This is a genomic window from Accumulibacter sp. (genome assembly GCF_029255285.1).
Classification (GTDB): Bacteria; Pseudomonadota; Gammaproteobacteria; order Burkholderiales; family Rhodocyclaceae; genus Accumulibacter.
In genome coordinates this window covers 1-18015 of sequence record NZ_JAPUVI010000107.1, presented here as the reverse complement: position 1 = coordinate 18015, position 18015 = coordinate 1, and the positions used below count along the sequence as shown (strand labels likewise).

The window sequence follows — 18015 nt, the reverse complement described above, 5'->3', positions numbered from 1 at the left end:
TTTTGAAGGGGGAGTTTGGAATGCAGAACATCTATCGCCAGGGTCTAGATAAGAACACCGCCAATTTCACGCCGCTGACGCCTTTGACCTTCATTGCCCGCACGGCTTATGTCTACCCCGATCGTACGGCAGTGATTCACGGTCAGCGTCGCTACAGCTGGCTGGAGACCTTCAATCGTGTGCGGCGCCTGGCGTCGGCGCTGAGCGCGCTGGGCGTCGGCGAAGGCGACACGGTAGCGGCCATGCTCAACAATACGCCGGAAATGGTCGAGTGCCACTTTGGTGTGCCCGTGACTGGCGCGGTACTCAACACGCTCAACACGCGGCTCGACGCCGAAACTATCGCCTTCATGCTGGAACACGGCGAAGCGAAAGTGCTGATCACCGACCGCGAGTATTCGCCAACGGTAAAAAAAGCGTTGGCTGCGGTACAGCGTTCGATCATCGTCGTCGATGTGGACGATGCAGAATACGTCGGCCCAGGCGAACGGCTGGGCACGCAGGAGTACGAAACCTTCATCGCTGCCGGCAGCCCGGATTTTCCTTGGCGCGGACCGGACGACGAGTGGGATGCCATTTCGCTCAACTATACTTCCGGAACGACCGGCAACCCAAAAGGTGTCGTCTACCACCATCGTGGCGCCTATCTCAACTCGATGAGCAACATCATCAGTTGGGGAATGCCGCCGCACTCGGTGTACCTGTGGACGCTGCCCATGTTCCACTGCAACGGCTGGTGTTTCGTGTGGACCATGGCCGCCAACGCCGGGACCAACGTCTGCCTGCGTCGGGTCGATCCAAAGCTGATTTTCGACGCGATTCGCGAGCACGGCGTGACGCATTATTGCGGAGCTCCCATCGTCCATAGCCTGATGGCCAACGCGCCGGCGGACTGGCGTGCCGGAATCACCCAGAAGGTTTCCGGCCTGATCGCCGCCGCGCCGCCACCGGCAGCCGTCATCGAGGCGATGGCCAACATCGGCGTTGATCTCACGCACGTGTACGGCTTGACCGAAACCTACGGGCCGGCGGCGGTATGCGCCAAGCACCGTCACTGGGCCGATCTGCCTCTTGCCCGGCAGGTCGAACTGAACGGTCGGCAGGGCGTTCGCTATCATGCGCAGGAAGCGATTACCGTCCTCGATCCGACCAACATGGAGGAGGTGCCCTGGGATCAGGAGACCATGGGCGAGATCATGTTCCGCGGCAACCTGGTGATGAAAGGCTATCTGAAGAATCCGAAAGCGACCGACGAGTCGTTTGCCGGCGGCTGGTACCATACTGGCGATCTGGCCGTGATGCATGCGGATGGTTATGTGAAGATCAAGGACCGCTCGAAGGACGTGATCATTTCGGGTGGTGAGAACATTTCGTCGATCGAGGTCGAGGACGTGCTCTACAGGCACCCGGCGGTGATCGCCGCCGCAGTCGTCGCGACGCCGGACGCGACTTGGGGCGAAGTGCCCTGCGCCTTCATCGAGTTGCGTGATGGGGCAACGCCGAGCGAGCAGGAGATCATCGACTTCTGTCGTCAGCACATGGCACGCTTCAAGGTGCCCAAGCGAGTGATCTTCGGTTTGCTGCCGAAAACGTCTACCGGCAAGATCCAGAAATTTGTCCTGCGTGATCGGGCGAAGTCCACCAGCGCGATCGATTGAGCAAGGCTTCGAGGAGAGAAGGATGACCAACCCGACCGCCGATCAGGACGAGCCCCATGTCGTGCGTACCGACGATGAGGGTATCGTCAGGCTGACGCTGAACCGCGCCGGCCAGTTCAATTCCTTGTCGCAAGCGATGCTGGCCGCTTTGCAGGCCCATCTCGACGCGATCGCGGCCGATCCGGCCGTCCGCGTGGTGATCATGGCTGGCGCCGGCAAGGCCTTCTGCGCCGGGCACGACCTCAAGGAGATGCGCGCCAACCACCACAAGGCGTTCATGCAGGATCTGTTCGGGCGTTGCGCAAAGATGATGATGACTCTGACGCGCCTGCCGCAACCGGTGATTGCTCGCGTGCATGGCATCGCCACGGCCGCCGGTTGCCAACTCGTGTCGATGTGCGATCTGGCCGTCGCGGCGGACACGGCGCGTTTTGCCACCTCGGGCATCAACGTCGGTCTGTTTTGCGCCACGCCGGGCGTTGGCCTGTCGCGCAACCTCGGTCGCAAACAGGCTCTCGAGATGCTGCTCACCGGCGATTTCATCGATGCCTGGACGGCGCAGCGTCAGGGTCTGGTCAACCGCGTCGTTACCCCGGATGCGCTCGACGACGAGATCGACAAGCTGGCTCGCTTGATCGTCGCCAAGTCGTCGGTGGCTATCGGCCTGGGCAAGCAAATGTTCTATCGCCAGCTCGAAATGGGCCTCGAAGCCGCCTATCAGTATGCCGCCGAAGTCATGGCCTGCAACATGATGACCGATGACGCCGGGGAAGGCATCGACGCCTTCATCGCCAAGCGCAAGCCTGACTGGAAGGGGCGTTAGGCCGGAGCGGGGCCTTCCGGAAACTTGCCGGCTGCGCCATGGCGGCGGTGAGCACCCTTCACCCGGTGGTGCATCCGGTTTTTCTTTCTCAGGCGACCATGACACGATCGTGTCCGCCGGCCGTCGCTTCGTGCAGCGCTTCGGCGGCCCGTTTGAGCAGGTCGTCCACCGACTTGTCGGTGGCGACAGCCGTGGTCGCGCCAGCGCTGGCCGTGAACTGGACGGTACCGTTTTCCGTCGGAATGGATATCCCGGCGACTTCGCGGCGTACCCGCTCGGCGACCAGAATGGCGGCCGAGACGGAGGTGTTGGGTAGCAGCGTGGCGAACTCGCCGGCCCCCACCCGGCCCAGGAGGTCGATGTCACGCAGACAGTTTTTTGCTGCCGCGGCGAAGCGGATCAGCACCTGGTCACCGATGGCATGGCCGTAGCCATCGTTGATGCGCTGGAAAAAATCGATGTCGAACAGGACGACGGTTAGCGCGGTCTGCTCGCGCCTGCTGCGCAAAAGCGCTTCGGCGAGTGCCTTGACGAAGTGCTGCCGGCTGCTGGCGCCGGTCAGGTGGTCGGTGGTCGAAAGATGCTGCAACTGCGCCTTGTGACTGGCCAGCGTCCTGAGTAGCCGCAGCGATCGATAGGCGACGACGACCAGCGGAAGAGTGGCCCCGAAGGCCAGAAAAGTGAACCATAGGGTCTGGCGAAACCAGGGAGCAAGCGCCGTGCCTTGATCCTCCGAAACCATGATCACGAGCGGCAGGTCCGGCATCGACGAGTAGCTGGCAAATTCTCTGACCGATCTGCCCGGAACATCCTCGAGCAAGACGACGCCCTGCCGCCCTGCCGCCAGATGCTCACCGAACGGTGGTGTACCGATAGTCGACTGGCCGGGCGACGTTTCAACCTGAGGTGCGCTAGCCAGTACCGCACCGTCGTCGCGCAGCAACGCGATCGTGCCGCCTGGTTTCTGGCGCTGCTTTTCGTAGGCGGCGCTCAGCGTTTGCAAGTCGATGACGGCGAGCCATAATGCGACGCCTTGCACGGGTTGCTGCAAGCGCAGCGCAATGGGCAGTCCATGTCGGCCGTCAGGGAGCAGGCCGGGTGTCGGGCGGCCGACGAACAGACCCTGCTGGGCGAGTGCTCCGGCGAAGAAATCGTTGGCGGCAACGTTGGCCATCGGCCGGGTGCCTTGGTCGATGATCTCGAGGGTTTCTCCATCGGGAGTGACCAGGCGGATGGCGATCGCTTCTGCTGTGCGCGCGCGAAAGCTTTCGATCAAGCCCCGGAAGGCCGCATCGTCGCGCGGGTCGCGAGCCGGGTCAGCACCGAGGATCTGCTCGCAAGCGGCAAAAAACACGGCGATAAGATCGAATTGCCGCTTTGTCTGTTCTTCGACCGCATGGTTCATGCGCCGCAGCAGATCGTTCGTGGCGTCGATGCTGTCCTGACGAGCCGAGAGCGCCGAGACGATGACCAGGAACCAGAGTGTGCCGAGAAACAGCAGCGTCAGGGCGATAATGGTCCGTGGGGTGGCCCGTTCCCCAATATGTCTGCCGCTGCCTGTTGCCATACCGTTTGCCTTCGTCAGCGAAACTTGGTGGAATTCTAGCAGGCCCCGCCTCTTCCCGGGATGCTGTGGTCGCGGGTTCGCCGTGCCATGCCGCGCGCCGGATCATAGTCGTGGCCGCGTCGCGGCAGATTTCAGCGTGCCTGGCGTGGCGGTGTTGCCGGGTCATTGGATGGCCGCTCACTGTCGACCGGCGTTTTCTCGGTTTCGACGTCGATCACGCCGGTAAAGAGTTCGATCGCCGTGCGGGCTACCTGAGTGGTGTCGTAATAGGCATAGGCGCCGGCGCCAAGCGCGCCGATCACCGGAATCCAGCGTGAGATCCCTTTGCCGATTACCCGCTGCGAGATGTGCATGCCGATCTTGAGCGCCACGGAGTTGAATTCGGGGCGCGACGCACGCTGGACGACGAAACGCTTGCCGATCTGAGCCACGAGGTCGCGCACGGCGCGCGGATCCGTGTGGCGGAACAGGCAGTAGAGCATCTCTTCTCGCTCGAGCTCGGCCGTTTTGCCGTAGCAACTCGCGATGTCGGCCACCAACTGTGTCTGTAGCTTCCACAGCGAGCGTAGTTCCGGCAGGAGAGTAAGCCAGCCGAGCGGACCCGGTGGCAGCGTCAGGCTGCCGGCGGTCATTGCCGCCTGTCTGGCGGCGGCGCTGGCGAGCCTACGGGCGTGCGTTGCCGGTTCCGCTCGTCGGCGTTCGGTGCTGGGTGGCGTCTGGCCAACATAGTCGAGAATGGCTTCGGCGATTCGATGGCCGGCCCGGAAACGGAAGCCGCGTCTGGAAAAGAGTTTGTCTCGCATGGTGGATAGCGGCGGATGGCCGTCCAAGAGTAGGGAGAAGCGGTTTGCGGAGGATCGCTCGGGCCGGTGATGAAAGTGAGCCTCCACGAGAGTCCGGCGGGACCGCCCGAAGCTCTATCGTCGCTCAATCCGTCGTTCTGCGCCAGACCCTGGAGGAAGGAAAAGCGGAATGTCTCCGCCGTGCGCTCGGGCCTCACCACGGCGCCGCGGGAATCGTGGACAATCGCCATCAGATGTGCGAATCTCGCCCACTCAGCATAGCCTTGTGGAGCGGCTCGTCGCCGGATTGATCCTTACCGCCTGTCCTTTGCGTCAATGACCATCAGAGTTCAACCAGAACCCCTAGCATTACATGTCGGATAGCGCCGTGCAGGCTCGGCTGCGTGCCCACCGTTCTCGCCGCCTGCACGAATCGGACTTGCGCGTTGCCGCACAACTGCAGCGCATCATCGTCCGCATCATCTGGGCCGGAGTCGTGGTATTGGCCCTGATTGCCGTCGGAACGTTCGGCTTTTACCATATCGAAGAGGGCAACGGCGACTGGTCCGACGCGCTGTTCATGACGCTGATCACCATTTCCACTCTCGGTTATGGCGAAATCATTCCGTTGCATTCGTTCCACGATCGTCTCTTTGCGGGCATCATGGCGCTTGCCGGAATGGGTGCGCTGACCTTCCTGTTCACCAGCCTGTCGGTGTTCTTCCTCGAGAAAGATCTTGATCAATCCCTTCGGAGACGACGGATGGAAAAGCGCATCCAGAAGTTGCGGCAGCATTTCATCATTTGTGGGTTTGGCCGGGTGGGACGAAGCGTCGGCCGGGAACTGCAGAATACCGGCCGTCACTACGTCAGCATCGATATCGAGGAGGCACGTTTCGAGGAAAACCTCGATCGATTTCCCGGCTTGCTCTATCTGCACGGCGACGCCTCGGACGATGATTTGCTGGAGGCCGCTGATATCGCCGATGCCCGGGGTCTGTTTGCCGTCACCGGCGACGATTCGCGTAACCTGATGATCATCATTACTGCGCGGCAGCTCAATCCGGACCTGCGTATCGTGGCGCGTGCGCAAGAGTTGCGGAACGTGGAGAAAATGACCAAAGCGGGCGCCGATGCCGTGATCTCACCGGACTTTACCGGCGGTATCCGTCTCGCTTCGGCGATGGTCCGGCCGCACGTCGTTGGCTTTCTCGACGAGATGATCCGCTCGGATAAGAACGTTCGCGTCGAAGAGGTGCCAGTGCCGGCCAATTTCCCGCCGACCCGTGTCGGCGACTTGCGCCTGCGTAGTCCCGACTACATTCTGCTGGCTTTGCGCGAGGAAGACGGAGCTTGGGTCTTCAACCCCAAAGTCGATCATGTCGTTCAGCCGGGCAATACGATCATCGCCATGGCCAATCCGTCGGGACGTGCTCAGCTCAAGGCGCATCTGATCGAGAAGATGTCCTGACTCGACTTCCTAACCGACGAGATATTGCATGGCCACCGAAACCGAAATCAAGCTGTCCTTGCCGGCGCGCGCCACCAGCCAACTGGCGAGGCATCCCCTGTTGGCTGGCGTCGAGTCACACCGGCAGCTTCTGGTGAATACCTATTACGACACACCGACCAGCCGCCTGCGCAGTGAACGGATTGTCCTGCGTCATCGCCGGAAAGGACGCGCTTGGCTGCTGACGGTGAAGACCGCCGCCATCCTCAGTGGTGGCTTGGCACAACGCAGCGAGTGGGAGGCGGCCGGGCAACTCGGCGAGTTCGATTTCTCGCATGTCGACGACGCGGCCGTTCGCAGCCTGCTGGAATCCTTGCGGGGCGAACTGCAGCCGATCTTTACGACCCGTTTTACGCGCCAGACGTGGCTGTTCGAGCCCGGTGACGGTCTGCGGGTCGAAGTAGCACTCGACCGTGGCTGGATCCAGGCCGAAGGTCGCCGTCGGATGATCCGCGAGATCGAATTGGAACTGCTCAGCGGAACGCTCAGCGATCTTTTCCGGCTGGCGTCCGACTTGCAGTCGACCTTGGCGCTGCACCCCGAGGCGAGCAGCAAGTCTGATCGTGCCTATCGCTTGCTTGCCAACGCGCCGCTCGGGGCGGTGAAGGCGTCGCTTGTTCCGGTCGAGGGCTCGATGTCGACCATCGCCGCCTTCCGCCTGATCGCGCTATCCTGCCTGAACCATCTGCAATCTAACGAAGAAGGGGTGTGCAACACCGAATTGCCGGAATTCGTGCATCAGGCACGGGTCGCCATCCGCCGCCTGCGGTCGGCGATGCGTCTCTGGGAACCGCTGCTGCCCGAGACCTTCGTCGCGCGTTTCGATCCGCTTTGGCAATCGCTGGCCAGCAAACTGGGCGACGCCCGAAACTGGGATGTCTTCATCGCCGAAACCTTGCCCGCGTTGAGTGAGGCTTTTCCGCACAGCGCACCCATCGAACGGCTGGCGCTGCGCAGCCAGCGCTGGCGTGCGAGCAGCCGGGCGGCTGCGCGCCGCGCGCTCAGGGCGCCTGACTACTCCCGCCTGCTGATCGAATTCACCGCCGCCGTTCTCGGCTTGCCGGACGCCCGCGCCGGACGCCTCGACGGTTTCGTACCACGTTGTCTCGGCAAGCGTCTACGGCGGGTCAATGAACGTTCTCCCGACGCGCTGGGAGCTGACGTCGCGGCTCGCCATCGCCTGCGCGTGGCGTTCAAGCAATTGCGTTACGCGCTGGAGTTCTTTACCCCGATTCTGGCGGGTCCGGCGTTGCTGAGCTACCATCAGGCGGCGACCTCGCTGCAGGAAGTGTTGGGCCGTCTGAACGACCTCGCGGTTGCCCAGCAGTCAACCTCCAGCGCGCTACCCGGTCGCCAAGGCGAGGCTATACAGCGCTGGCTGGGCGCGGAAGTCGAGGCACGGCTTCCCGAGCTGGCCAGCTTGCTGGACGTTTTCGAGCGACAATCACTGCCCTGGAAAACGCTTTGACCAGCGTGCGCGCCGCTGCTCGCGGCGTCTGCCCGACCGCCTACAGCTTGTAGATCCAGCTGGCGATCACGAAATAGTTGAGGACGCCAAGGATGTCGATCGCCGTCGTGACGAACGGCCCCGTTGCGACCGCAGGGTCGACCTTGATGCGTTGAAAGAACATGGGCAGCAATACGGCGAGCAGGGCAGCGCCGGTCATGTTGCCGAGGATCGTCAAGCCGACGACCTCGCCAAGCGCCAAACTGTGGTGCATCCAATAACCGTAGAGGGCCAGAATCAAGCCATAGAAGCCGCCCAACAGGAGACCGACGCGCAGTTCCTTGAGGACCAGCGGCAGGGTATCCCGTACATCAATGGCGCCGGTTGCCAGACCGCGCACAGCAACGGTCGCCGACTGTACGCCGACATTGCCGGCCATACCCATGACCACCGGCAGGAAGGCACTGAGCACCAGAACCTCGCCGAGGATTTCCTCGTAGCGTCCAATGACGGCGGTTGCGGCGAGGCCGCCGATGAACGCCGCAAGCAGCCAGGGCAGGCGTATTCCGGCGATCTTGAAAGCGGAATGAGTGAGCGTTTCGGACTCGCTGGTACCTGCCATTTTCAGCATGTCGCGAGTCGTTTCTTCCTCGAGGACGTCGATCACGTCATCGACGGTAACCATGCCGACGAGCGTATTCTCATCGTCTACCACCGGCACGGCGAGCAAGTGGTACTTCTCGACGAGCATGGCGACCGTGGTCTGATCCGCATCGGTCGTCACCTTCATGACGCGCCGGTTCATGACCTTGTGGAGCGGTGTTCCCGGCCGGGCGAGCAGCAATTGCCGCAGAGATACCACGCCGACCAGACGCCCTGCCTCGTCGGTCAGGTAGAGGTAGAAGACCATCTCGACGTCCTCGCGACTGCGGATGTTCTCGATCGCTTCTTCGACGGTCAAGGTGTGCGGCAGCGAGAAGAAATCGGTGGTCATGATGCCACCGGCGCTGTCCGGGTCGTACTGCAGCAGGCTTTCGACTTCGTCCTTGCTCTCCCGGTCGAGCAGGGCCATCAGTTGAGCGCGCTGATCTTCCGGCAGGTCGCCGATCAAGTCGGCGAGGTCGTCCGGCGCCAAGTGCTGCAGTACCGCGGCCAATTTCTCGATCGGCGACTCGGTCATCACCTGCGTCCGCAGACCCGGCGACAACTGGTGGAAAACTCCGGCCGCCATCTCGGTTTCGGGAATCGCGTGGAAAATATCCACCACATGCGCCGGCGGAAGTTCGTCGAGAATTGACGCCATGTCCGCCGGGTGGAGCCGGGAGATCACCTTTTGCAGGGGCACCTTGGCATCCCGGTGATAGAGCCGCTCGATCGTCTCGATCAGCCGCTTTTTCCGGGTGTTGTAGGCGGCCGAGGCAACCGGCTTGGTTTCCACATTGATTTGCATGACTACATTCTCCCCCTGTACGCTGCGTGCTGGGTAGCCCAATCGAATAGTTTACTCGGAGCTTGGACGTCGGTCCATCGTTTCGACACGACGGGCTGATTTTCCTCGAATCGGCCTCCGGCGAGAGCCTCGGGCGGTGGCGCTGAGTTTATCTTGCGGGGCAATCTGCGCTGCTTTTCGATCGCGCGCGTCAGCCGGCATGTTTGACGACAATATCATTGCTGTTGCTCAGCCTGCAACTGGCTCGGCGTCCGGCATGTCAGTGACGTTCGATCGCTTGCCGAATCGGGGACGGATCGGGTTATATTGCCAGTTTGTTTCCCTTTGCTCGGAGTCAACCCATGAAAGCCGCCGCACTTCTGAACTACTTGCAGTCCGGCCTGCCGCTGCTCGCGACGCTCAGAGACTACCGACTTGCCTGGTTGAGCAAGGATTCGATCGCCGGGCTTTCGGCCTGTATCGTATCCATTCCATCCGTGATCGCCTATGCCGAACTTGTCCATCTGCCGCCGATCGCCGGCTTGTACGCTGCGCTGGCGGCGGCCGTCGGTTATGCCTTGTTTGCCAGTTCGCGGCACGTCATTGCCGGGCCGGATGCCGCCATCGGGTTGCTGGCGGGTTCCGCGATCTTGCCGCTGTCGGCTGGTGATCCGGCGCGCATCGTCGCGCTGGCAGCGGTTCTCAGCGTGTTGTCGGGCGGCGTGTTGTTGCTCGCGGCACGCCTCAAGCTCGGCGTCATTGCCGACCTGCTGTCGCGGCCGGTGCTGATCGGTTATCTTAACGGCGCGTCGCTGGTCCTCATCGCTACCCAACTGGGCAAGATGTTCGGCATCAAGACCGAGGGCGAGGAGTTTTTTCAGCTGATCTATACGGTTTTCGAGAAGCTGCCACAGACGCATTTACCGACTTTCTTTTTTGGCGTCGCTTTGGTCAGTCTGCTGGTCGTTCTGGCCCGCTGGCTGCCACGCATCCCCGGGGCGCTGGCCATTTGTGCGGTGGCGATCGTCGCTACCTATTCCTTCGATCTCGGCAGTTACGGTATCGCACTGGTCGGCAAGGTGCCTTCCGGAATTCCGCAGATGACCATTCCCCGGTTTTCCTTGGCGGATATCGCCGCGCTCGCTCCGGCCGCGGTGGCGATCGCCTTCCTCGCCTTTTCCGATGGCATTCTGCTGGCACAGACTTTTGCCGAGAAGAATGGTTACGAAGTGCAGCCCAACCGGGAACTGACAGCTCTCGGCTCGGCCAACATTCTTGCCGGTCTTTGGCAAGGCTTTCCGGTTTCGGCCAGCCAGTCGCGGACATCGATCGTCGACGCTGCCGGTGGCAAGTCGCAGCTCGCACAACTGGTGGTGGCGGTGGGCTTGCTGCTGTTCCTGTTCTTCCTGACCGGGTTGATCGCGCTGCTGCCGAAGGTTGCGCTTGGTGCGATTCTCATCGTCACCGCCATCGGGATGCTCGAGGTGGCCTCGCTTGCCGGTCTCTACAAGATCGACCGGGTCGAGTTCGGCATTGCGATGGGGGTCACCGTCGCCATTCTTCTGGCAGGTGTGGTGCCCGGAATCATCCTCGGCCTGTTGTTGTCGCTGATCACCGTTCTGGTCGAAATCTCTCGCCCCGGCGACGCCGTTCTGCGTCGGCGTCTCATCGACGGCAGGTTCCACGATTGCCGGGATGACGAAGCGGCGGAGAGCGTTCCCGGTCTGCTCATCTACCGGCCCTACGCACCGCTCGTCTTTGCCAATGCGCGACATGTAATGACGCGCATCCGCACGCTGGTCGACGAGGCTGATCCGCCGGTCAAATGGCTGATCATCGACGCGCAGGCGATTCACGACATGGATGTCACGGCCGCGCAGCGTTTCGCCGAACTTCACCGGGAACTGGCCGATGAAGGCATAGACGTGAAGATCGCGGACGCGCCGCGTCCATTCCTCGAGGAACTGGCGAAAGTCGGGCTGTCGGAGGAGATCGGTCGGCGCGACTTCTTCGTTTCGGTCAAGAAGGCGGTTGCCGCTTTCGAGCAGGAGTTCGGACCGATGGGGCCGAACGCCGATCCGCGGACCTAGCTGGCCTGGCCCAGGTGTTCGAAATCGTCCTCGTCGAGCCGGAAATTCCGCCCAATACGGGCAACGTCATCCGGCTCTCGGCGAATACGGGCAGCCGTCTGCACTTGGTCAAACCCTTGGGGTTCGATCTTGCCGACCGGAATCTGCGTCGCGCCGGACTCGACTACCACGAGTACGCCGACCTCCGGGTGCATGACGATTGGCCTGCTCTGCTCTCGCTGCTGGCCGGTCGGCGCCTGTTCGCCTGCACGACGCGCGCCACGCAGACCATCGCGCAGAAGACCTTCCTGCCTGGCGATGTCTTCGTGTTCGGCGCCGAAACCCGTGGCCTGCCATCCGGCGTGCTGGCCGACTTTCCCGACCAGTGGCGACTGCGCCTGCCGATGCGGCCTGGCCAGCGCAGCCTCAATCTGTCGAACGCGGTGGCCGTAACGGTCTTCGAGGCCTGGCGCCAGAACGGCTACGGCGGGGGGGTGTAAGGTTCTCTGGCGCGTCTCTCAAATCACCGCTCTCGAGTGGGCAGAACTTCGCGTAGCAACGCCGTGGCGTCGAGGATCATCTTCTCGGTGGTCGGCCAATCGACACAGGCGTCGGTGACCGAGCAGCCGTACTTGAGCTGCGTAAGGTCTTCGGGAATTGCCTGGTTGCCGGCCAGGATGTTCGATTCGATCATCATGCCGACCAGCGAGCGGTTGCCGAGTCGCACCTGGTTGACCACATCGGCCATCACCAGTGGCTGCAGTTCGTGTTTCTTGTAGCTATTGGCATGCGAGCAGTCGACCACGATGTTGGTCGGCAAACCGGCCTTGCGCAGGGCCTGTTCGGCCATCTGGACGCTGACCGTATCGTAGTTCGGTCGGCCGTCGCCACCCCGCAGGACAAGGTGGCCATAGCGGTTGCCCCGAGTCCGGACGATCGACGTGCGTCCCTGGCCGTTGATGCCAAGAAAACTGTGCGGTCGCGAAGCGGAAAGAATCGCGTTGACGGCAATGCCGACGTCGCCGTTGGTGCCGTTCTTGAAGCCCACCGGTGTCGACAGACCTGACGAAATCTCGCGATGGGTCTGTGATTCGGAGGTGCGCGCGCCGATCGCCGTCCAGGAAATCAGGTCGCCGAGATACTGCGGTGCGATCGGATCGAGCGCCTCGGTGCCGGCCGGCAGACCGAGAGCGGCAACTTCGAGAAGAAACTGGCGCGCTTTCTGCATTCCCTGATCGACGTGAAACGAGTCGTCCATGTCCGGGTCATTGATGTACCCTTTCCAGCCGGTGGTCGTGCGCGGTTTCTCGAAGTAAACGCGCATTACCAGGTAGAGCGTGTCACTGACCTCGTCGGCCAGCGCCTTTAGACGACGCGCATAGTCCAGCCCGGCCAGCGGGTCGTGGATCGAACATGGGCCGACGACGACGAACAGCCGATGGTCGTTGCGGTCGAGGATGTTGCGCAGGATCGTGCGGCCGCGCAGAACCTCGCCGGCGGCGCTGACCGGAAGCGGTAGGCGGGCGTTGATTTCCTCCGGCGATGGCATGGGGTCGAAGGCGCTGACGTTGATGTTGTCGATGTCGAGTGTGGTCATGGCTTGGCTGGTATTACTTGCTGAGTTGATGGACAAGATCCTTGACGGCGGTGACACGCTCGGCGAGCGTGGCGCAGGAGCGTTTGACGAGCAGTTTGTCCTGTCCCGCCAACCGGTAGTTGCGGTTCTTCTGGATCAGATCGATGATGCGCGTTGCTTCGATCGGCGGATCGGCCTCGAACTGTACGACGATCTGCTCCGCGGTAGCGTCGAGCTTACTGATTCCCAGAGGTTTGCAGAGCAGGCGAAGGCGGTGGCTGTCGAGTAGGGCGCGCGCCTGTGGCGGCAGATCACCAAAGCGATCGACGAGTTCCTCCTGCAGGTCGACCAGTTCATCCGAGGTCGTGCAGTTGGCCAAGCGTTTGTAGAGTGTCAGCCGGTCATGGACGTCGGGGGCGTAGCTGTCGGGGAGGAGGGCCGGAGTATGCAGGTTGATCTCGGTGGCGATCGCCAGCGGCCGCATGGGGTCTGGTTCCTTGCCCTGCTTGAGCGCGGTGACGGCGCGGTTGAGCATTTCGGTGAACAGGTTGAAGCCGACTTCCTGCATTTCGCCTGACTGATGGTCGCCGAGCACCTCGCCGGCGCCGCGGATTTCGAGGTCGTGCATGGCGAGGTAGAAGCCGGCGCCCAGTTCGTCCATCACCTGGATGGCTTCGAGTCGCTGTCTGGCCTGCTTGTTGAGCGTCGTTTCATCGTGCGTCAGCAGGTAGGCGTAGGCCTGGTGGTGCGAGCGGCCGACCCGGCCTCGCAGCTGATGCAATTGGGCGAGCCCGAACTTCTCTGCCCGGTTGATGATGATGGTGTTGGCATGCGGGTTGTCGATTCCCGTTTCGATGATGGTCGTACAGAGCAGGAGGTTGGCGCGTTGTTGCGTAAAGTCGCGCATCACACGTTCCAGATCGCGCTCCTTGAGCTGCCCGTGGCCGACGACGATGCGCGCTTGGGGCAACAGCTTGCCAAGCTTGTCACGCATGTTCTCGATCGTCTCGACCTCGTTGTGCAGAAAGTAGACCTGGCCGCCACGCTTGAACTCGCGCAGTAGCGCTTCCCGGATGACGCCGTCCGAGAATCGGCTGACGAAGGTCTTGATCGCCAGTCTTTTCTGCGGCGCGGTGGCAATGACGGAGAAATCGCGCAGTCCTTCGAGCGACATGCCGAGCGTGCGCGGGATCGGCGTGGCGGTCAGGGTCAGCACATCGACTTCGGCGCGCAGTGCCTTCAGTGCCTCCTTCTGGCGAACTCCAAAGCGATGCTCCTCGTCGATGACGACCAGCCCAAGGCGGTTGAAACGAACGTCCTTCTGCAACAATCGGTGGGTGCCGATGATGATGTCGAGCTTGCCGGCGGCGAGTTCGTGGAGCGCCTGACCGGCTTCCCTGGCGGTCTTGAAGCGCGACAACTCGGCGATGGTCACCGGCCAGTCGGCAAACCGGTCGCTGAAGGTCTGGAAATGCTGTTCGCAAAGCAGGGTGGTAGGGCAGAGGATAGCCACTTGGCGACCGCCAGCCACGGCGCAGAAAGCGGCGCGCAAGGCAACTTCGGTCTTGCCGAAACCGACATCGCCACAGACGAGGCGGTCCATCGGCCGCCCCGATTTCATGTCGGCGATCACTGCGCCGATGGCCGCCGCTTGATCGGCGGTTTCTTCGAAGCCGAAACCGTCGGCGAAAGCGTCGTAGTCATGTGCTTTGAACTGACATGCGTGGCCTTGCCTGGCGGCACGCAGTGCGTACAGGGACAGCAGTTCCGCCGCCGTGTCGCGGGCCTGCAAGGCAGCACGCCGTTTGGCTTTTTCCCATTGCGGCGAGCCGAGGGTGTGCAGGGGTGCGGCCTCGGGGTCAGCGCCCGAGTAACGCGAAATCAGGTGCAACTGCGCTACGGGTACATAGAGCCGCGCATCGTCAGCGTAGTGCAACTCGAGGAACTCCATGTCGCCGTCGCCAAGGTCGAGATGAACCAGACCCTGATAGCGGGCGATGCCATGCTGTTCGTGCACGACCGGGGAACCAACCTTCAGTTCGCTTAGGTCGCGCAACCAGTTGTCGACCGACGCCTTGCGCTGTGCCATGTGGCGCGCCCGGCGAGACGGGCTGTCGGCGTAGAGTTCGGTTTCGGTGACGATCGCCAGTTGATCGAGCTGAAATCCGTCATGCAGTGGCGCCATGGTCAGTGCCAGCCGGCTCGACGAAGCCAGGAAGTCGGCCAGGTTCGCGCTGCTCTCCGGCAGCAGTCCGTATTCGGCGCAAAGTGCGGCCAACGTTTCGCGTCGTCCCGGGCTTTCGGCGAGCAGCAGAACGCGACCGGAGAACCCACCGATGAAAAATTTCAGGCGGTGAAGCGGGTCTTCCGCACGGCGGTCGATGGCCAGCGGCGGCAGGCTGCGCAGCGGACCGTCGTCGCCGGCGGCGATGTCCAGCCGGCGATACGGCTTGGCGGCGACAAAGAAGGGTTCCTCAGCCAGAAAGAGATCGTCCGGCGGCAGTAGCGGATGTGTTCGATCGCCCGACAGCATCGTGAACCGCGACTGTGCCTCGCGCCAGAACGTACGAATCGCCTCGGGTACGTCGCGATGCAGGCAAAGCACGGCCTCTTTCGGCAGATAGTCGAAAAGTGTCGCCGTTTGCTCGAAGAAAAGTGGCAGCCAGTATTCGATACCCGCCGTCGCCACGCCGTTCGAGACGTCCTTGTAGATTTTCGAACGCGCCGGGTCGCCTTCGAAAATCTCCCGAAAGCGCTGGCGGAAGCGCGCGCGCCCCGCTTCGTCGAGCGGAATCTCGCGTGCCGGGAGCAAGCGTACTTCAGGCACCGGATAGATGGTGCGCTGATTGTCGACGTCGAAGGTCTTGATGCTCTCGATTTCGTTGTCGAACAGATCAAGGCGGTAAGGCAGTGGTGACCCCATGGGAAAAAGGTCGACGATGCCTCCGCGAATCGAGTACTCGCCCGGCGCAACGACCTGCGTAACATGGGCGTAGCCGGCAAGAGTCAACTGGGCTCGCAACTGTTTACTATCGAGTTTCTCTCCCTGCTTGAGAAAAAACGTGTAAGCGGCTAGATAGGCGGCCGGCAAAAGCCGGTAGACGGCGGTGCTTGCGGGTACCAGCAGTATGTCGCATTCACCCCGGGTGACCGCGTAGAGTGTCGCCAAGCGCTCCGAAACGAGGTCGTGGTGTGGCGAAAAACTGTCGTAGGGCAGCGTTTCCCAGTCCGGCAGCAGGCGTACGCGCAGGTTGGCGGCGAAGCACGGGATCTCCTGCAACAGGCGCTGCGCGTCACCGGCGTTCGCCGTTATCACGGCCAGGAGGCGGGGCTGGTCGCCGCCGCTGGCGGTCGAGGCCGCGTGGGCGATCAGAAGCGCGTCGCCCGAACCGGCGAACGAGGGGAGATGAAGCCTTTCGCCGCTTTTTGGCAGCGGCTGTCGGGGAAGCGGTAATGACAAGGAAAGCGGCTCGCGACTCGATTTCTGGCGGAGTCTGCTACTCGCCAGCCGGTCGTGGAAAGAGCGTAAAAGGCCGGCATTATAGCCGATGCATTCTGGCCTCCCGCGGCTTTCTGCCGATCGACGTGAACGTCCGGTCGCCCGGAAAAGGTGGCGGCTTCAGCCGTTCTCTTTGTTCTCTTGTTGAAGTGTTGAGCAAAGCGCACTGAAGAACTGCGATGCGCCACTGCGGACCGAGTAATCGGCGGCGGCAGACAAGGGTGTCCGATGAGGATTGACCTCGACCATCGTGGCGCCGGCGCTTTTTGCCCACATCGGCAGGTGAGCGGCGGGTTGCACTGTAAACGACGTGCCGACGCAGAAAAAGACGTCCGCATTGAGGCTGCGGACCTCCGCCGCGGCGAAGACCTCTTCGTCCAGCATTTCGCCGAACAGCACCAGGTCGGGCCGTGCGGGGGCACCGCAGTTGGGACATGGGAAGGGTTCGACGGCGCTTGGCTCCCAGATGGCAACAAAACCACAGCGCTGGTGGCAACGAAGGCGATGGATGGTGCCATGCACTTCGAGAACCTGCGCACTGCCGGCGCGCGCGTGGTAACCATCGATATTCTGGGTGATGACCGTCAACCGCTTGGCGGTAGAGATTTCCTCGAGCCTGGCGATTGCCTGGTGACCGGCATTTGGCTGTCGTTCATCGACCAGATCCTTCAGTTGTCGCAACCAGTTCCAGACCACTCGCGGCTGGCGCAGAAATCCGTCGATGCTGGCAACTTCGTCCGGGTCGAAGTTGTTCCACAAACCGGTAGCTCCGTCACGGAAAGTAGGGATGCCACTGTCGGCGGAAAGACCCGCGCCGGAAAAAACGACGATCTCGCGCGCTTCGCGCAGAATCGCGGCGACTGACTCCAGATCGGCTGAGTATGAGCGCATGATCCTCCCCCTGTCATTCTGAGGCGGCTGAACGGCAGTGCGGCTTCGCCATGAGCCCGGCCGGACAGCGTGTGTTTTCTGACGCTGACTACAACACGGCAGTATACGCATAGGCGGGCGTTTAGCGCACGGCGGTGTCGGGGATTTTCCGGGCAGGCGCGAGCCTTGCCGGAACGCGGAAGCTCTCCGAAGACCTCGTGGCCGAAGGTCGAAGGCAATTCTCCGACCGAGCGTTGCAGAAATACGACAGAATGCCAAGCCAATGGTTGAAGCAAATCAAGTTTGTATGCTTAAATCGCTCCACTGCGCAAAAATCGCATCGCTTCATACGCATTCGGACCCCACAGAGATTAATTAATCGAGGAGGAATATCTTGAAATCGAAAATCATCACCACCCTGCTGGCCTCCATCGGCCTTTTCGCGGCGGCCGGCGCTGCGCAAGCCCAGACTGCCGCTGATCGCGTATACGTGATCGACCAACGCGGCGAAGTTGTCGTCAGCGGTACCGGCCTGTGCTGGCGCACCGGGTATTGGACTCCGGCCGCAGCGGCCAAGGATCCGGCCGGCTGCAAGTGCGACAAGGATCTGATCCCGAAGGAAGTTTGCGAACCGGTGGCGAAGGCCATGCCGGCTGCCCAGCCGGCCGCCAAGCCGTCGGGTGACAAGATCACCGTTGCTGCTGACGCTTTGTTCGACTTCAACAAGGCGACGCTGCGTCCGGAAGGCAAGGCCAAGCTCGACGAAGTCGTCGCCAAGGCCAAGG

The 18015-nt window shown here is 62.2% G+C and carries 12 protein-coding genes and 1 pseudogene; 7 read left to right on the top strand and 6 right to left on the bottom strand.

Going from position 1 to position 18015, the window contains the following annotated elements; genetic code table 11:
• Positions 1–20 precede the first annotated feature (20 nt).
• Complete coding sequence (locus tag Q1M07_RS16680; protein WP_300455594.1) at positions 21–1658, top strand: acyl-CoA synthetase; 1638 nt, start codon at positions 21–23, stop codon at positions 1656–1658.
• A gap of 22 nt (positions 1659–1680) precedes the next feature.
• Complete coding sequence (locus tag Q1M07_RS16675; RefSeq protein ID WP_300455591.1) at positions 1681–2481, top strand: enoyl-CoA hydratase; 801 nt, start codon at positions 1681–1683, stop codon at positions 2479–2481.
• A gap of 88 nt (positions 2482–2569) precedes the next feature.
• Here Q1M07_RS16675 and Q1M07_RS16670 read toward each other — a convergent pair whose 3' ends face one another.
• A complete protein-coding gene (locus tag Q1M07_RS16670) occupies positions 2570–4048 on the bottom strand; it encodes a diguanylate cyclase (protein WP_300455588.1) in 1479 nt (492 codons plus the stop codon).
• A gap of 131 nt (positions 4049–4179) precedes the next feature.
• Entirely contained in the window at positions 4180–4851 is a 672-nt protein-coding gene (locus tag Q1M07_RS16665) for an EcsC family protein (protein ID WP_300455585.1), read from the bottom strand.
• 367 nt (positions 4852–5218) lie between these two features.
• Between Q1M07_RS16665 and Q1M07_RS16660 the strand changes: the two genes are divergently transcribed.
• Both Q1M07_RS16660 and Q1M07_RS16655 read left to right on the top strand, forming a co-directional pair.
• A complete protein-coding gene (locus Q1M07_RS16660) occupies positions 5219–6301 on the top strand; it encodes a potassium channel family protein (protein WP_300455582.1) in 1083 nt (360 codons plus the stop codon).
• 28 nt (positions 6302–6329) lie between these two features.
• Positions 6330–7808, top strand: a complete 1479-nt coding sequence (locus Q1M07_RS16655) for a CYTH and CHAD domain-containing protein (protein WP_300455580.1) — start codon at positions 6330–6332, stop codon at positions 7806–7808.
• 40 nt (positions 7809–7848) lie between these two features.
• Here the strand turns inward: Q1M07_RS16655 and mgtE are convergent, their stop codons facing one another.
• Positions 7849–9237 (bottom strand): magnesium transporter, encoded by a 1389-nt coding sequence (mgtE, locus tag Q1M07_RS16650; protein ID WP_300455577.1) that lies wholly within the window; start codon positions 9235–9237, stop codon positions 7849–7851.
• A 341-nt stretch (positions 9238–9578) separates the two neighbouring features.
• Between mgtE and Q1M07_RS16645 the strand changes: the two genes are divergently transcribed.
• Positions 9579–11306, top strand: a complete 1728-nt coding sequence (locus Q1M07_RS16645) for a SulP family inorganic anion transporter (RefSeq protein WP_300455574.1) — start codon at positions 9579–9581, stop codon at positions 11304–11306.
• A gap of 14 nt (positions 11307–11320) precedes the next feature.
• On the top strand, positions 11321–11785 hold the full coding sequence (locus Q1M07_RS16640) for a tRNA (cytidine(34)-2'-O)-methyltransferase (RefSeq protein ID WP_300455571.1): 465 nt from the start codon (positions 11321–11323) through the stop codon (positions 11783–11785).
• A 23-nt stretch (positions 11786–11808) separates the two neighbouring features.
• Here Q1M07_RS16640 and Q1M07_RS16635 read toward each other — a convergent pair whose 3' ends face one another.
• From Q1M07_RS16635 to Q1M07_RS16625, 3 genes are all read right to left on the bottom strand, one after another.
• Positions 11809–12882, bottom strand: a complete 1074-nt coding sequence (locus Q1M07_RS16635) for a 3-deoxy-7-phosphoheptulonate synthase (protein WP_300455568.1) — start codon at positions 12880–12882, stop codon at positions 11809–11811.
• A 13-nt stretch (positions 12883–12895) separates the two neighbouring features.
• Positions 12896–16321, bottom strand: coding sequence for a transcription-repair coupling factor (gene mfd, locus Q1M07_RS16630; protein ID WP_300455565.1), 3426 nt, complete (start codon positions 16319–16321; stop codon positions 12896–12898).
• Between the two features lie 159 nt (positions 16322–16480).
• The gene (locus Q1M07_RS16625; RefSeq protein WP_300455562.1) at positions 16481–17251 is read right to left on the bottom strand and encodes an NAD-dependent deacylase; all 771 of its coding nucleotides are present in this window, start codon (positions 17249–17251) and stop codon (positions 16481–16483) included.
• Positions 17252–17624: 373 nt separating this feature from the next.
• Between Q1M07_RS16625 and Q1M07_RS16620 the strand changes: the two are divergent.
• Positions 17625–18015, top strand: a pseudogene (locus tag Q1M07_RS16620) (OmpA family protein); the annotation flags it as partial.

Bases quoted from the DNA above. Each gene is read 5' to 3' on its own strand.
- Q1M07_RS16680 (WP_300455594.1), top strand. From the start codon at position 21: ATGCAGAACATCTATCGCCAGGGTCTAGATAAGAACACCGCCAATTTC.
- Q1M07_RS16675 (WP_300455591.1), top strand. From the start codon at position 1,681: ATGACCAACCCGACCGCCGATCAGGACGAGCCCCATGTCGTGCGTACC.
- Q1M07_RS16670 (WP_300455588.1), bottom strand. From the start codon at position 4,048: ATGGCAACAGGCAGCGGCAGACATATTGGGGAACGGGCCACCCCACGG.
- Q1M07_RS16665 (WP_300455585.1), bottom strand. From the start codon at position 4,851: ATGCGAGACAAACTCTTTTCCAGACGCGGCTTCCGTTTCCGGGCCGGC.
- Q1M07_RS16655 (WP_300455580.1), top strand. From the start codon at position 6,330: ATGGCCACCGAAACCGAAATCAAGCTGTCCTTGCCGGCGCGCGCCACC.
- mgtE (WP_300455577.1), bottom strand. From the start codon at position 9,237: ATGCAAATCAATGTGGAAACCAAGCCGGTTGCCTCGGCCGCCTACAAC.
- Q1M07_RS16645 (WP_300455574.1), top strand. From the start codon at position 9,579: ATGAAAGCCGCCGCACTTCTGAACTACTTGCAGTCCGGCCTGCCGCTG.
- Q1M07_RS16635 (WP_300455568.1), bottom strand. From the start codon at position 12,882: ATGACCACACTCGACATCGACAACATCAACGTCAGCGCCTTCGACCCC.
- Q1M07_RS16625 (WP_300455562.1), bottom strand. From the start codon at position 17,251: ATGCGCTCATACTCAGCCGATCTGGAGTCAGTCGCCGCGATTCTGCGC.